The sequence below is a fragment of the Legionella impletisoli genome, assembly GCF_900639875.1.
Taxonomy (GTDB): domain Bacteria; phylum Pseudomonadota; class Gammaproteobacteria; order Legionellales; family Legionellaceae; genus Legionella_A; species Legionella_A impletisoli.
The window spans coordinates 131,664-146,902 of sequence record NZ_CAAAIA010000002.1 but is presented as its reverse complement, the minus strand read 5'-3'; the positions used below and the strand labels follow the sequence as shown (position 1 = coordinate 146,902).

Sequence of the window (15,239 nt, the reverse complement as noted above, 5' to 3'; positions counted from 1 at the left end):
GCAAAGAGCCAAATCATAGTTTAGGTATGGGTGACGCGAAGTATTTCCGACAGTGATGTTTCTCCAGCAAGTACGCGTTGAAATCCATCGGACTGGATGCTTGGCATCGTTGGACGTATGTAGTGTTCGATCGTTGCTTGATCTTCATTTCGATGAATCATACTTCGAAGGGTTTCATCAATGGTAATAATTTCATAAATTCCTGTTCGCCCTTTATAGCCGGAGTGCCCGCATAGTTCGCAGCCGTTCGGTTCATAGACTTGAACATTTTGTTTGTTACTAAGTCCCATCAAGTCCAGCTCGTCGTCTCTAAGGTTATGCGGCTTTTTACACGCTTGACAAAGCTTTCTAACTAAACGTTGGGCCATTAGGCCAATAATACTTGAAGAAAGAAGAAATGATTCAACCCCTATATCTTTTAAGCGAACCAAAGCTCCTAACGCAGTATTCGTATGCAGGGTAGAAAAAACCAAATGACCGGTTAAACTCGCTTGAACAGCAATTTCAGCGGTTTCTAAATCGCGAATCTCACCAATCATAACCACATCTGGATCCTGACGCAAAATTGCGCGTAAACCCTTGGCAAAGGTCATTTGAACTTTAGGGTTGACTTGAGTTTGGCCAATACCTTGCAAGTCATATTCAATGGGGTCCTCAATGGTTAAAATATTACGACTGACTTGGTTCAATTCCTTAAGCATGGCATACAAAGACGTGGTCTTACCTGAGCCAGTTGGTCCTGTAACCAAAAAAATGCCGTGAGGCTGAGAAATTAGTTTCCGAATGGTCGATTGAGTTTTCTTAGACATGCCAAGACTATTTAAATCAAGTTGTGCGGCTTGTTGATCAAGTATCCGCAATACAATGCGCTCCCCATGATTGGAAGGAAGTGTGGAAACTCGAACATCGATATTATGTCCTCCAATGTGCAAGGCAATGCGGCCATCCTGAGGAATTCGCTTTTCAGCAATATCAAGTTTAGCCATTACTTTAACGCGAGAAATAACCAAAGGCGCAATACTGCGTTGGATTTCTAATACTTCTTGTAACACACCATCGATTCTGTTTCTAACAAGCACACGATTTTCATAAGTCTCAATATGAATATCAGAAGCACGGTGTTTAATGGCTTGAGTAAATAAAGCATTTAATAATCGGATGATGGGGGCATCATCTTGGGTATCCAGTAAATCTTCACTATCAGGCAGTTGATCGGCTAATTTATCCAAATCCATTTCTTCAGTCATTCCAACAGCCGCATCGCGAATAGACGACTGGGACTGATAAAAATTCGCTAATTTTTTTTGGAAAAAATCAAAATCAACTTCTTTTAAGGTTAAATCACAATGCAGTAGGCGTTTAATTTCTGCAAAAACCTGTAGAGGCGTTTCTTTTAAATGATAAACGACGGCTTTATGCTCATCCTCAAATAATTCGGCAACTATTCCATGCTTTTTTGCAAAATGATATGGAATTTGAGGTTGGGTTCCGTTCATAGCTATTTAGTCATAAACTGAGATTTCGGCGGAATAACGGCTGCTGTTTTGCATGGAGGTTTACAAAATGGTGTAGGTAGAGAAGTGTTTTTCCAAGGAGGAAGCACTGTATTCATATCATGCTCGTTGTAATCTTGAGTACGTACCATTTCTAATTGAATATCCCTTGTTTGATGGTATTTAGTCCCCGTTACTTGTAAATACTGATCTCTTGTTTTAAGTATAAACGGTCTGATGAATACCATGAGTACCTTTTTTTCCCGGCTGGTGATGTTGTGTTGAAATAATTTACCCACACCAGGAATATCACCGAGAATGGGTAATCGATTATCATCATTACCCAAACTGTCCTGAATTAATCCTCCTAATACAATTATATCACCACTATCCACATGTACGGAGGTCACAATAGCGCTGATATTAAAAATAGGGTTAGTGGAGGCATCTGCAGCACTGACAGGATCAAGCGTATCGTTTCCTTGATCGATTTGCATTTGAATGCCATTGTCTCTGGTAATTTGCGGCCTTACATATAAATGCAACGCGACATTAATGCGGTCAAATGTGGTAAATGGACTTGCAGTTGTGGTTCCACCGGCGTTGTTTGGGTAAGATGAGGTTGCGACGGACAGCTGCTTTCCAATCAAAATTTTAGCTTGGCGATTATCCAAAACAACGACAGAAGGTGTTGATAAGATATTTGCCTTCTTTTCCCGTGCTAGCGCATAAATTTGCGCTTGAAATTGATCCAAGGATGTGTGTGAATTTAATATGGCAAACCCGGGTCTAAAGGTGCTTGTGTCTGTAGCAGAATCTGTAATCACACTTCCCCATTCAATACCCAAATTTAAGACATCACTTTCGTTAATTTCTGCTACCAACGCCTCAATTAAGATTTGAGCAGGTTTAATATCTAGCTGGCTAATCACTGATTTTAAAGTGCGTATAAGCGTTGGCGGGGCATTAATAATAATAGAATTGGTGTTGGGTTCAGCAATAATTTGAACAGAAGGCTTGGTGGTTCCTTCAATTTGTGTGGCTGTTGCTGTAGTTGTAGGCAAAGCACCAGGAGCAATAGGGGCTACCGGCGTAGACGGAACAGGGGGAGGAGAGACCGCACTTAAAGCATTTGCTCCCATACTGGCAGCAGGGTTTGTACTATCTAATACCGGCCTTGTAATGGTGCCTATCGTCGTGCCGACTAAGCCGCTAAAGCTAGCTTGAGCAATCCCGGCTAAAATAGGGACTAAATCTTCCGCACGAGCATAACTTAAATAAATCACTTGTGTGTTGCTATCATTCCCGTAAGGGCCGGGTTTGTCCAGTTGTGAGATTAAAAGCCTTAAACGTATTCGCTCTGTTTTATTGCCGCTGATGAGAATTGCGTTATTTCGATCGTCGGCTGCAATCATTGTTTGGCTATGCATAATGCCCGGTTGGGTTTTTATGAGATCTTTTAACGTATTGGCTATATCCATGGCTAGAGCATGCCTAAGCGGGACCATGTCGATTCCGCTAGCATTTGAGCTGTCAACCTGATTAATAATTTCAGCCATTTGACGAATGTTATTCGCGCGTCCAGAAAGAATAAGCATGTTGGACGGTGCATACGCGGATACACTGCTCCATTGCGGCATAAGGGGTCGAAGCACGGGTACGAGTTGTTCGGCAGGAACATATTTAACCGGAATCACTTGAACCATCATGTCGTCACCCTGTGGGGGCTTTCGCATTTGACTCAGCAAATCCGGTGATAGTGTTTTGGCTTCAATGTTCGGGACGATTTTAATTACCTCGCCTGATGGAATCGCCGCATATCCTGAGATTTGGAGCATGGATAAAAAGACCTGATACAGTTCTTTTTCGTTCATTGGTTGGCTGGAAACGATGGTGATTTTACCTTGAACACGTGGATCAATTAAAAAGTTTTTGCCCGTGATTCTTGAGACTTCTGCAATGACGGCACGGATATCGGCGTTTCTTAAGTTCCAAACAGTGCTGGATGATTGCTTAGGTGAAGAATGGAGTGTCGATTCAATTTTTGTTTTTAACGATTGGGCATTGGCTAAGTTTTTAATGGGTCCGACTTTAACTAAATATAATTTTTTTTCATTCAGGTATTCGATTTCAACTGGAACGTTTACGATACGTTCTAATTTGATTTTTAAATCATCGGCTTGCTTTTGAGTTGAATAGGCAGCCACATGTAAAAGATAAACGGTTTCTTTATCTTCTGTTGAAGTTTTGATGTCGACATCCGCTGCATGGGCTAGCGAAGCAAACAAAAATAATAAAATGTAAACCCAAACTCGCATCAATAGACCATTTGTTTGTGAATGGTTTCATGATAACTAAAATTGAAACGTTGTAATAGGTCTCTACAAAAATTTCTGAAAGAATGGTGAATTACTAGACGAGGAGGGGTGGTAGCTATGGGTGGGCTCGAACCACCGACCTCAGCATTATGAGTGCTGCGCTCTAACCAGCTGAGCTACATAGCCACAATCGGGCGAGATTTTGGCTTCTTATAGACATTTTGTCAAGTGCAAATTAGAAAATATATCACGTTAGAAGGTCGATTTTTACTGTGGACGAAGACATCATGTGAACGTTCGATAATGACCATTACTGAGCCTATCCATGTAATTTGTCTTGACCTCCTATAAAAACCTATTCAGTCCACCTGCCACGCGGATCCCATTCAAAAATTAACGGATCGGAAATTAATTGAAGAATCGCTCCCTGCTGCATTGTCTCTGCGATTTTCTTATCGTCTTGATGCACCAAACATCTTATTTCTTTTCCCTCTTCTGTTTTAAATGTTGCCACCACTTCTTTTTTGTCGTGTTCAACAGCAAAGGCGAAGGAATTGGCTAGAGCAAATGACAACACCGTTAGAATCACTAAGTAGTTTTTAATATCCATGGGTATATCCTGCATAAAAATACATTTAAATTATAGACAAAAGGAACGTGAGAAGAACAAACAAGGTCAAAATCGTTTCTTCCTCGTCACCGTTACTTACTCAGTAATGTTGGGGACAAATAGAATTGTCCGGATCCGTAGCACATGAATTGTCCGCTTTGTTATAACAGATTAGCTATTCATTAATCAACCAATCTGACAAAAGACGAAGCGGATTTACATCTTTTGTTTTTAAAATATTAACCTGTTATTGAGTCTGGTGGACCCATGTGGATAGTGTGGGTAACGGGTTTATCGTTATCCATACTATCCACATAGTCCACAGACGGTTTATGCTGCGATCGACATTTCTTGTGCATCAACAGGCAATTTTATTTTTCCTTTGCTATCATAGTCTGCGAGTTTGCGAGGGCCGTGGAAAATCGCCAGTTCGTCGCTGAAGTAACGATGTACACGGACCTTCGCTCTTATGTAATGACATCGGTGTTCATCTTTGGGAATCTGTAATTTTAAATTCTCAAAAGAGACACAATTATCTTTTCCAACCGTTCTTTCAAATAAGGAAGATATTGGAATTTTTTATGCCACTTAATGTTTAAGGATTGGTACACAGGAATGAGTTCATTTGGAGGGTCTTCAAGGATTTCAAAGTATTGATTGTCTTTATTAATCACTCGCACCTTTCGCATACGATGAAGTAAGAGAGATAGCTGGTCTGCTGGTAGATAGATTTGGTTAGTTTTTAATGTGAATTCGACGAATCGTATCAATGCAAGAGCCATAAAACAAAGCAGAAAATGCGCCCTGATTCGTCGTGGTGTATAGTGGAATACCGGCCTAATTTCCAAGTTAGATTTAGCAATTCTGAACGTTTGCTCAACCTGCCAAAGACCCCGATAGTGCCCAAGTACTTCAGTTGGCACTGCATTTTTAATATTCGTTCTCAACCCCCAAAAACCATCGAATAAGGCATCCTTCTCAAGTTTTTCCTCATCAATTTGAATGGTACAGCCCTTAGAAATTTTGACGAACTCAGTTTTTGGGGAACAGCTGCTTAGAATAGTTAATCATATTACATGTTAAATACGTTCTGATGGTTTTGCTGATTCATCCTCTTTTATGATGGGGTGGGCATCAGGTACAGGCTCGTCTTTCTTCGCAAACATACCATGCAATCTTATCATATTGCTGCCGAGTTGGGATTTGGCTTTCGCGTTTTGCTTCATTTCATTGTTTATGAAGATTCCACCAAAAGCAGCTGTGATCCCAGCAAGAAAACTAAATGCTGATATTAAATAAGGATACAGAGGTGTACTACTGTGCGCGCCGGCGAAGAGCCCATTAAAAATAACTGCGCCAATATCAATCATCCCGCGAGAAGCCATGGCAGGAACAATCCATGTTTTGGTAAATAGTCCTAGGGCAAGAGCCACACCAAAACCTAAAGACACACCAATCAAAGCAACTCCTAACACTATCATGGCCAAGCTTAAATATTTTATGAGGCTTTTCCCGGTAGCCGTTTCCTCTTTTTTTCCTTCCTCCATCAATTTGTGCGCCAGTTGTAGGTAGTTAGGTAATAATTTGCTAAGCTCATCGTTATTATCAATTTTAACTAGCAGCTCTAAGGTAGCGATAATACAATTAATTAATTCAGGATTTTGTGCATTTATGTCAGCATAGTGCAGTTGCTGCAGTTGGGTAAACACCATTTGGGCGTATTCAATAATATTATTTTTATCTTCCTTGGGGTCTGGTAATTCAAGCCCCCTAGCTTTTAACTCAAGCAATTTAGCCTTTAATTTCAACAGTTGCGCTTCACGCGCTTTAAATTCTTTACCTGACATAGTAAACACCTCTAAAATGCAATGTATTTGATTAAGGAGTTTATGATTTTATCATAATGAACTATTATTAACAAGTTAGTATTTATTTTGTGTCGCGGATTAATGACTTGTCCGGATCTGTAGCAAATGAATTGTCCGGTTTTATGGTACATCTTGGTAGATACCAAGGAGGTACTCATGAAACGGACAAAATTGCTACAGGAGCTATTGATGTATCGTTTTGAAGAAGCCTATCAAGGTTGGCAAGAAAAGAGGTTCACTCAGGAAGAGGCGGCGCGATTATTAGGTGTATCGGATAGAACTTTTCGCCGTTATTTAGTGGATTATAAAGAGCAAGGTCTTGAAGGTCTCGTGGATGCTCGGTGGAGTCAAATCTCGCATCGTAAAGCCCCAGTAAATGAGGTTATGGAGGTAACAGAGCTTTATAGCAAAAAATATTTTGGATGGAATGTTAAACATTTTGCCAGTTTTTATTGGCGGATACATAAAGGCACAAGAAGTTACACATGGCTTAAAACAACGTTGCAAAATGCGGGTTTGGTTGAGAAAACATCTAAAAAAGGCCCTCATCGCAAACGCCGTGTAAGGGTTCCCGCAAAAGGCATGATGATTCATCAAGATGGTAGTACGCACCAATGGATACGGGGAGTTTCATGGGATTTAATCATTACATTTGATGATGCAGATAGTGAACATTACTCCATGTTTTTTGTTGAAGAAGAAGGCACAGATAGTAGTTTTCGTGGCATCAAAGAAACTATAGAAAAGCAAGGTATATTTTGCTCGCTCTATACTGACCGAGGAAGCCACTACTGGCATACACCAGAAGCGGACGGGCTTGTCAATAAAACCCAATTTACACAGGTTAGGCGGGGGCTACATCAGTTAGGTATTAGCATGATTCCAGCCTATTCACCTGAGGCGCGGGGACGTTGTGAGCGTCAATTTCGCCGCTTCGTCTTTTGTCAGATTGGTTGATTAATGAATAGCTAATCTGTTATAACAAAGCGGACAATTCATGTGCTACGGATCCGGACAATTCTATTTGTCCCCAACACAGTTACTTACTCAGTAATAGACAAATACTAAACAAGCTGATAACATTTTATGTTCACTTGTAAGTTTTGGATGTAGAGCTATCTCATTGCATATCAATAGCTCTTAGCTTTAATCGATTGGAGTTTCAATATGGCTTATAGTAACCCACCTCAATCTGCTGCAGCGGAAGTTTTTTCATTTAAAACGTTTATGCCTTGGATTGTTTGGGGTCTTGGTTGCCTTTTTTACTTTTATGAGTGTTTATTACAAGTATCACCGAGTGTGATGAGTCATGAGTTGATGCGTGATTTTGCGGTCACAAGCCATACGCTAGGAATTTTATCCGGAGTTTACTTTTATTCATATGCAGCAATGCAATTGCCAGGTGGGTTATTGCTAGATTACTTCGGTCCTAGAAAGTTGCTTACCATTGCAACGGCCATTTGCGCAGTGAGTACCATCGCATTTGGATTAACTAACAGCTTTTATATGGCTTGTGTAGCAAGGCTGATGATTGGTTTTGGTTCAGCATTTGCAGCGATTGGCGCTATGAAGTTAGCAGCCAACTGGTTTCCTTCTGAGCGATTCGCCCTCTTAACAGGGATTATGGTGACGATCGGCATGTTGGGTGCAATTGGTGGTGAAGCTCCCTTAGCGATACTCATTGATAACTATGGTTGGCGTGACAGCATGGTGATTATGGGAAGCATTGGGATTGCTTTGGCTTTTTTGATCTTTTTTATAGCCCGAGATGTACCCAAAGACGAGCGAAGAAATTATGCCGCACAACCCTTACAGAATAGCGATGAAGAGCCATTGTTGAAAAGTTTATTCACGTTGATTAAAAACAAGCAACTGTGGTTGATTGCAACGTATGGTGGATTAATGTATATGGCTACTCCCGTTTTTTGTGGGCTCTGGGGTGTACCATTTTTAATGTTCAAAATGGATTTGGCGAAAGCTACAGCTGCGAACTACATTTCTTTAGTATTCGTAGGTTGGGCTATTGCAAGTCCTTTGTGGGGTATTTATTCGGGACGTATTGGTCGTCGTAAGCCACCGTTATATTTCGGCAGTATTGGTGCTTGCATCTGTAGTACGTTATTTATTTTTGCCCCCATTAAATCGGGCGCCATGATGCAATCTCTTTTGTTTTTATTTGGCGTATTTTCAGCAGGTTTTTTACCTGCATTTGCAGTAGCCAAAGAATTATGCAGTCAGCGATATGTTGCGACTGGATTGAGCTTCATGAATATGATGAATATGATAGGAATTGCTGTCGCTCAGCCAATCATTGGTTATATACTTGATTTGTTTTGGAGTGGTAAAGTGGCGAATGGGGTTCGCGTTTATCCCATGGAAGCCTATCATCTTGGTTTGGCCTTACTGCCAGTGGGGATGCTCATCTCATTACTGATTCTTCCCTTAATACGTGAAACTTATTGTAAAAATGTTGAAGAAAACGAATAAACGTTACCGTCATTGAACAACCTCGAAGGTTGGCGTTGATGATCAATTAACATAACTGAATAACCTTTTGTATTAAGCATTATGACTAAAAAACTCTATATCAAAACCAATGGCTGCCAGATGAATGAGTATGATTCATCTAAAATGGCAGAAGTATTATTGAACTCACACGGACTTGAAAAGACAAATAATGTTGAAGAAGCGGATGTTATTTTGCTCAATACCTGTTCGATTCGTGAAAAGGCACAAGAAAAAGTTTTTTCTCAATTGGGCCAATGGCGTGATTACAAACAGAAAAATCCTCATGTAGTCATTGGAGTTGGCGGTTGTGTCGCTAGCCAAGAAGGTTCAGACATCATTAAAAGAGCCCCATTTGTTGATTTGGTATTTGGTCCACAAACACTGCATCGTTTGCCTGCGATGCTTGAAGAACGATTGAGTTCAAAAAAACCCGTGGTTGATATTTCGTTCCCCGAGATTGAGAAATTTGATCATTTGCCAGCCCCTCGCGCAGAAGGACCAATAGCTTTTGTTTCCATTATGGAAGGTTGTAGTAAATATTGCAGTTATTGTGTTGTTCCATATACTCGCGGTGAAGAAATCAGTCGCCCCTTTGATGATGTGTTGGCCGAGTGCTATCAGTTAGCAGAACAAGGTGTGCGAGAAATTAATCTTCTTGGACAAAATGTTAATGATTATCGCGGCGAAATGCATAACGGAGATATCGCCGATCTAGCGTTACTGATTCATTATCTTGCTGCAATTAATGGGGTCGATAGAATTCGCTACACCACGTCGCATCCGGTTGCTTTTTCAGATAACTTGATAAATGCTTATTCTGAGGTCCCTGAACTTGCTAATCATTTGCACTTACCTGTTCAAAGTGGTTCTGATCGCATACTTGCCATGATGAAGCGTGGATATACTGTCATGGAATATAAATCCAAAATTAGAAAGCTTCGGAACGTTCGTCCTGACATTCGTTTATCTACAGATATTATTGTTGGTTTTCCCGGTGAAACAGATAAAGATTTTGAAGACACGATGAACTTGGTTCATGATATAGGATTCGATACTTCATTTAGTTTTATTTACAGCGCGCGCCCTGGAACGCCTGCTGCGAATTTACCAGATGATACGCCGATGGAAGTTAAGAAAGAACGACTTAAAATTTTGCAGGAGCGTTTATTACTTCAAGCTGGTCGATATAGTGAATCTATGGTTGGCACCAACCAACGCATTCTTGTGACCGGTCATTCTAAAAAGCGAGCGCTGCAATTAGCAGGACGTACTGAGTGCAATCGCGTGGTTAATTTTGATGGAAATCCTAACTTAATCGGTCAATTTGCTGAAGTAATCATCACAGAAGCACAACCGAACTCTCTACGAGGTCGATTAATCGTTAATGAGTGAAACTGTTAATAAAGAAGCCATAGTTCCTTTCGAATTTCACGGACAACGCGCCGACGTTGTCCTTGCTGCACTATTTTCAGAGTTTTCCCGATCACAACTGACTCAATGGTTAAAAGAGGGGCTTGTGACGTTTGATGACCGACTGCTAAAGCCTAAAGAAAAGTTAAAAGGTGGTGAATTGGTTAAAATTCAGGCTCAATTGGCGCGAATTGACGAATCATTTGATGCGGAAGATATCCCGCTTAATATCGTGTTTGAAGATGAGCATTTGTTGATTGTGAATAAACCCAGAGGATTAGTGGTTCATCCTGGTGCTGGAAATCCTAATTCCACATTGGTTAATGCACTCATTCATCATGATGCGCTACTTCAGCATTTACCAAGAGCTGGTATTATTCATCGGCTTGACAAAGATACCACCGGGCTCCTAATTGTGGCTAAAACCTTGCCTGCTTATACGGCTTTGATTCGACAAATGCAGGCTCGCGAAATCCAAAGAAACTATTTAGCATTAGTCCATGGTCATGTCATGGCAGGAGGTCGGCTTGTTACCTTTTATGGCCGACACCCAAGAAATCGCTTGAAAATGGCTGTAACCAACCAAGGTAAAGAAGCGATTACCGAGTATAAAGTGAAACACCATTTTGATCATTTTTCATTGCTAGATATTAAATTACTAACCGGTCGGACGCATCAAATCAGGGTTCATATGTCGCATTTAAATCATCCTATTGTCGGTGATCCATTATATGGGGGACGTGCGCGAATTCCTGCTGGTGTTTCTAGTTCCTTGAAAATCGCTTTACAACAATTCAAATGTCAAGCGTTACATGCCTATTCATTGTCCCTTTTACATCCAATTTCACATGAAGAGTTGACATTCACCATTACATTGCCGGATGATTTTGAGCAGTTACTATCAAAAATGGATGCAAGCGATGAATCATATAATACCTGAATGGCCGGCACCAGCACATATTGGTGCTTTAACAACAACAAGAATAGGTGGAGAAAGCCATTCTCCTTATGATAGTAATAACATGGCGCTTCATGTGGGAGATAACCCAGAATATGTTCGAGCCAATCGAGCTAATCTAATTCAAGAACTCAATTTGCCAAGTGAACCAGAATGGTTAAATCAACAACACACCAATGACTGTGTGGTTGTTGAAAAGGACGATTCTCGAACAGCAGATGCTGCCGTTACTCGCGATGCAAAACGACCATTAGCGGTGATGACAGCGGATTGCCTTCCTATTCTACTTTGTGATCGTAAGGGTACAGAAATTGCCACCATCCATGCGGGTTGGAGGGGGTTGGCTGATGGTGTCATTGAGAACACCTTAAAGAAAATGAATAATCAACCTGCTGCTTTAATTGCCTGGATTGGCCCTTCCATATGTGGTGTTTGTTATGAAGTAGGTGAGGATGTAATGGCTGCTTTTGCAAGAGCCTATCCGAATATGAGAAAAGGATTTAATCAGCAAGGAGGTCGCTGGTATGCTGATTTGCCGTTGCTCGCTAAACTCATTATGTCAGAGCAAGGATTAAATGCGGTATATACTTCAGGGGCTTGCACCAAGGAAGATGACAAGCATTTCTATTCATATCGCAGGGATGGTGAAACAGGTAGAATGGCTACTTTAATTTGGTTTAAACAGGATAAATGACAATGTTTTATAGATTGCGATCAATATTTGGGATTTTTCTATTAAGCGTAACTTCACTTGTCTTTGCACAAAAAGATGCGCCTTTATTACCAACGTTAGCACCCGTTTTGGATGCAACGATGCCAGCGATTGTGAACGTGGCGGTGCAGGGAATTATACCAAGCAATTTGCCAATGTCAGAAGAGGATGAAAAGTCCGAACGTCCTCCACAGCCAGGCATTGAAAAACCAAGAAAGTTTCAAAGTATTGGTTCAGGAGTAGTTATTGATCCTAAAAATGGGATCATACTGACCAACGACCATGTGATCCGTAACGCCAATCTGATTACCGTCACGTTAAATGATGGCCGCCGGCTAAAAGCGAAGTTAATTGGGGGCGATAGCGCGACGGATGTTGCTGTGCTTAAAGTGGACGCTAAAAACTTAAAAAGTTTACCTATTGGGGATTCGGATCAACTTGAAGTTGGTGATTTTGTGGTAGCCATTGGAAATCCTTTTGGTTTAAATAGCACCGGTAATAGCCAATCAGCGACCTTTGGAATTGTTAGCGCAATGAAGCGTAGCGATTTAAATATTGAAGGAATTGAAAACTTCATTCAGACGGATGCTGCCATTAATCCAGGTAACTCTGGAGGGGCACTGGTGAATACAAAGGGCGAGTTAGTGGGAATTAATACCGCGATTATCTCCTTGTATGGCGGTAATGTCGGGATTGGTTTTGCAATTCCTATTAATATGGCAAAGGATGTCGCTCAGCAAATCATCAAATTCGGTTCAGTTCATCGTGGACTAATGGGAATTTTTGTACAGCATTTGACCCCAGAGCTTGCCCAAGCTATGGGATATCCTGAAGAGTTTAAAGGTGCACTCGTTTCACAAGTCAATGAGAACTCTCCTGCAGAATCTGCTGGATTAAGAGCAGGTGATGTCATCACACAAATTAATGATACTAAAATCACCCAAGCTTCTCAGGTTAAGACCACCGTTAGTTTGCTTCGTGTAGGCAGTACGGCAACGATTAAAGTGAAACGTAAGGATAAAGATCTTACGTTTAAAGTCATCGTGACGGATATGAAAAAACATGAGCAGGAGCTACAATCCAAAAATCCTTTTCTTTTTGGATTGGCCTTAACCGACTTTGATCAGGATTCTCCATTACATGGTCATATTAAAGGGGTACAGGTCGTTGGGGCTGCAGAAGCTAGTGCTGGCTGGAGAGCTGGATTGCGGCCAGGAGATGTCATTATTGCTGCAAATAATAAATCCACGAAATCAATGAATGATTTGCAGTTAGCGGCAAAAGAAAATAACAAGCAACTCTTAGTGCAAGTATTACGTGGAGCTGGTGCGCTCTATATTCTGATTATCTAATTAAGCTCCATTCTGTCTGCCACTAGGATGGCAGACAGCACTTATTATCTTAAATAATCAGCTGATGCTTTGGGTTTAACTTCATTGAGTGCCAAAATATTTTCTGCTTGGTAAGTTAGCCAATTAACAGGCGCCTAATCAAAACCATTATTAAACATTCGATATGATTTTTGAGAGTATTGGCTCATTATCCAAACTTATGCTCCTAGTGCACCTTAAAATGGTTTCATAAACTCACTCAAATCCGGCTTTTCTTTCATGCGATATTGATAAACTGCAAAAAAGGCCATGACGTTTTTCAAATAATTGCGAGTTTCATGCCAGGGTAAGGTCTCAATCCAGATATCAATTTGTTTTGGAGGATGGTGTTTTAACCAATAAAGAACTTGACTTGGACCTGCGTTATAGGCTGCGGCCATTAATAGGGGGTGCTGATTAAAACGCTTACTTAAATATTGTAAATAGGCCGATCCTATATGGATGTTGGTGGGGGGTGAAAATAATTGTTTTTCTCCCTGATAAGGAATTTTTTGTTGGTTTGCAATGTTTTTTGCTGTTTTAGGTAACACTTGCATTAAACCATGCGCGCCAGCACTCGATACTACGTTTTCGCGAAACGTACTTTCTTGTCGAATAATCGCATAGATAAACTCTTTAGAAAGTTGATAGTGATTGGCGTATTTGGCAATAGTTTTGTGATAGGCGAGCGGGAATCGCAAGGTTAGATGATTCGTTAGCTCATCATTGTTACTTAAATACAATGCTTTATCATGCCACTTTAAATCTTGTGCTAGCCAGTAAGCCAAAGTACTGCGCTCTTCTTTGGGCAGCTCAAGCACAAAATCATTAAGCATTCTTGATGCTTGAAGTATTTGGTTAGATGAGTACAGCACACGAATTTGTTCAATGAATGGTTTATATGGTGTGAGCACTTCAAGATTTGTATTGGTGCGCTCATGCTCAAAGGTAAATGGTTTTTTTAAGCGTATACTGGCTAGAAACCCATAATAGTTTCTATTTTTAGCCAGTTGGTTGTAGAGTTTATTCGCTTCAAATTTTTTTCCCTGTGCTTCTAAAGAGCGGGCAAGCCAGTATTGCCAGGACAAATTATCCGGCTCATTTGCGAGTCGAATAAGACGCTCAACTTTTTTCCAATGATGCGTTTTGAGGGCGAATCGTATTTGCCAATCAAGTAAGACGTCGGTGTAAAACTCTGGTTTTACCTCTGCAAACCAGAAAGGGGCGTCCTTATGATTTCTCATCGCTTTATACAATGCAACGTGCGCGAGAAATTCTTGTTGCTGTGCTTGGCTGAGTAATTTTTTGGTTTTGACGTGCTTCCAATATTTAATCGCTTGGTCCATATTGGTTGAGACCATGCGCTTTAGGCCATACAAATAATAATCATCATGGAGCTCACCTGTTTCAAGTTTAACGATTTCAGAAGGTTTTTGATAAATTTTATTTAAGAGATCGACATCTTTTAGGCGAGGAGGATTGAGTTGCTTCAAAAGATAGCGAGCTAACGATAAATTCCGCTTTTGTAACGCTAACGTAATCCTTTGGCTGATAAGTTGTTCTCGATTTTTGTCATGGGTTAAAAGTTGATCAAATAATCCATTACATGCCGAAGGTTGCGATTGACCGGAAAGCCAAAGGGGTTTCGCTGCTGATAAAGCCTCACCGGTATGCCCAAGATGATAGCGTGCAGTCCAATAATAGCATTGCAATTCTAAATCATCCGTTGGTTTATAATACTCGTTAAATAAAGACCAGTTTTTCTCTTTGGCTAACTTGTATAGCCATTTCGCGCGTAATTTATTTGCTAACGGGGAGTCGTCTTGAATAAAAGTAAAGAAGGCTTCGGATGGTGTACTGCTTAAGTGCTCACTTAATTCTGTATAAGTTTGAAATTTTTGAAGATAAGCTTCACCTGAACTTGCATAGGCAAACGACATTAAACCTAAGGTAATTAGGAGTAAAAAAAATTTCTTCATGATTTGAGGATAA

12 protein-coding genes and 1 tRNA gene are annotated in these 15,239 nt (G+C 40.6%); 6 read left to right on the top strand and 7 right to left on the bottom strand.

What is annotated here, in order from left to right; genetic code table 11:
• Window positions 1–20: 20 nt before the first annotated feature.
• From lspE to E1O41_RS02910, 6 genes are all read right to left on the bottom strand, one after another.
• Window positions 21–1,496: a GspE family T2SS ATPase variant LspE gene (gene lspE, locus E1O41_RS02940; protein ID WP_131775826.1), complete on the bottom strand. Its 1,476-nt coding sequence runs from the start codon at window positions 1,494–1,496 to the stop codon at window positions 21–23.
• A 2-nt stretch (window positions 1,497–1,498) separates the two neighbouring features.
• Window positions 1,499–3,811, bottom strand: coding sequence for a GspD family T2SS secretin variant LspD (gene lspD, locus E1O41_RS02935; protein ID WP_131775825.1), 2,313 nt, complete (start codon window positions 3,809–3,811; stop codon window positions 1,499–1,501).
• A 109-nt stretch (window positions 3,812–3,920) separates the two neighbouring features.
• A tRNA-Met gene (locus E1O41_RS02930) sits at window positions 3,921–3,997 on the bottom strand.
• A gap of 169 nt (window positions 3,998–4,166) precedes the next feature.
• Window positions 4,167–4,421 carry a hypothetical protein gene (locus tag E1O41_RS02925; protein WP_131775824.1) on the bottom strand — a complete coding sequence of 85 codons (255 nt, stop codon included), beginning with the start codon at window positions 4,419–4,421 and terminating at the stop codon, window positions 4,167–4,169.
• A gap of 509 nt (window positions 4,422–4,930) precedes the next feature.
• Window positions 4,931–5,482 (bottom strand): IS1634 family transposase, encoded by a 552-nt coding sequence (locus E1O41_RS02915; protein ID WP_131775823.1) that lies wholly within the window; start codon window positions 5,480–5,482, stop codon window positions 4,931–4,933.
• An 18-nt stretch (window positions 5,483–5,500) separates the two neighbouring features.
• Complete coding sequence (locus tag E1O41_RS02910) at window positions 5,501–6,268, bottom strand: hypothetical protein (RefSeq protein WP_131775822.1); 768 nt, start codon at window positions 6,266–6,268, stop codon at window positions 5,501–5,503.
• Window positions 6,269–6,445: 177 nt separating this feature from the next.
• Between E1O41_RS02910 and E1O41_RS02905 the strand changes: the two genes are divergently transcribed.
• The 6 genes from E1O41_RS02905 to E1O41_RS02880 all read left to right on the top strand — a co-directional run bounded on the left by E1O41_RS02905 (window position 6,446) and on the right by E1O41_RS02880 (window position 13,229).
• Entirely contained in the window at window positions 6,446–7,246 is an 801-nt protein-coding gene (locus E1O41_RS02905; RefSeq protein WP_131775821.1) for a helix-turn-helix domain-containing protein, read from the top strand.
• A gap of 210 nt (window positions 7,247–7,456) precedes the next feature.
• Window positions 7,457–8,776, top strand: a complete 1,320-nt coding sequence (locus tag E1O41_RS02900) for an MFS transporter (protein WP_131775820.1) — start codon at window positions 7,457–7,459, stop codon at window positions 8,774–8,776.
• Window positions 8,777–8,857: 81 nt separating this feature from the next.
• Window positions 8,858–10,189, top strand: a complete 1,332-nt coding sequence (gene miaB, locus E1O41_RS02895) for a tRNA (N6-isopentenyl adenosine(37)-C2)-methylthiotransferase MiaB (protein WP_131775819.1) — start codon at window positions 8,858–8,860, stop codon at window positions 10,187–10,189.
• Complete coding sequence (rluD, locus tag E1O41_RS02890; RefSeq protein ID WP_131775818.1) at window positions 10,182–11,147, top strand: 23S rRNA pseudouridine(1911/1915/1917) synthase RluD; 966 nt, start codon at window positions 10,182–10,184, stop codon at window positions 11,145–11,147. Before miaB ends, rluD begins: the two co-directional genes overlap by 8 nt.
• On the top strand, window positions 11,128–11,859 hold the full coding sequence (pgeF, locus tag E1O41_RS02885) for a peptidoglycan editing factor PgeF (RefSeq protein WP_131775817.1): 732 nt from the start codon (window positions 11,128–11,130) through the stop codon (window positions 11,857–11,859). The genes rluD and pgeF overlap by 20 nt, the downstream gene beginning before the upstream one ends.
• A 2-nt stretch (window positions 11,860–11,861) precedes the next feature.
• Window positions 11,862–13,229, top strand: a complete 1,368-nt coding sequence (locus E1O41_RS02880) for a Do family serine endopeptidase (protein ID WP_131776020.1) — start codon at window positions 11,862–11,864, stop codon at window positions 13,227–13,229.
• Between the two features lie 215 nt (window positions 13,230–13,444).
• Here E1O41_RS02880 and E1O41_RS02875 read toward each other — a convergent pair whose 3' ends face one another.
• Window positions 13,445–15,226 carry a transglycosylase SLT domain-containing protein gene (locus tag E1O41_RS02875; RefSeq protein ID WP_131775816.1) on the bottom strand — a complete coding sequence of 594 codons (1,782 nt, stop codon included), beginning with the start codon at window positions 15,224–15,226 and terminating at the stop codon, window positions 13,445–13,447.
• Window positions 15,227–15,239 lie beyond the last annotated feature (13 nt).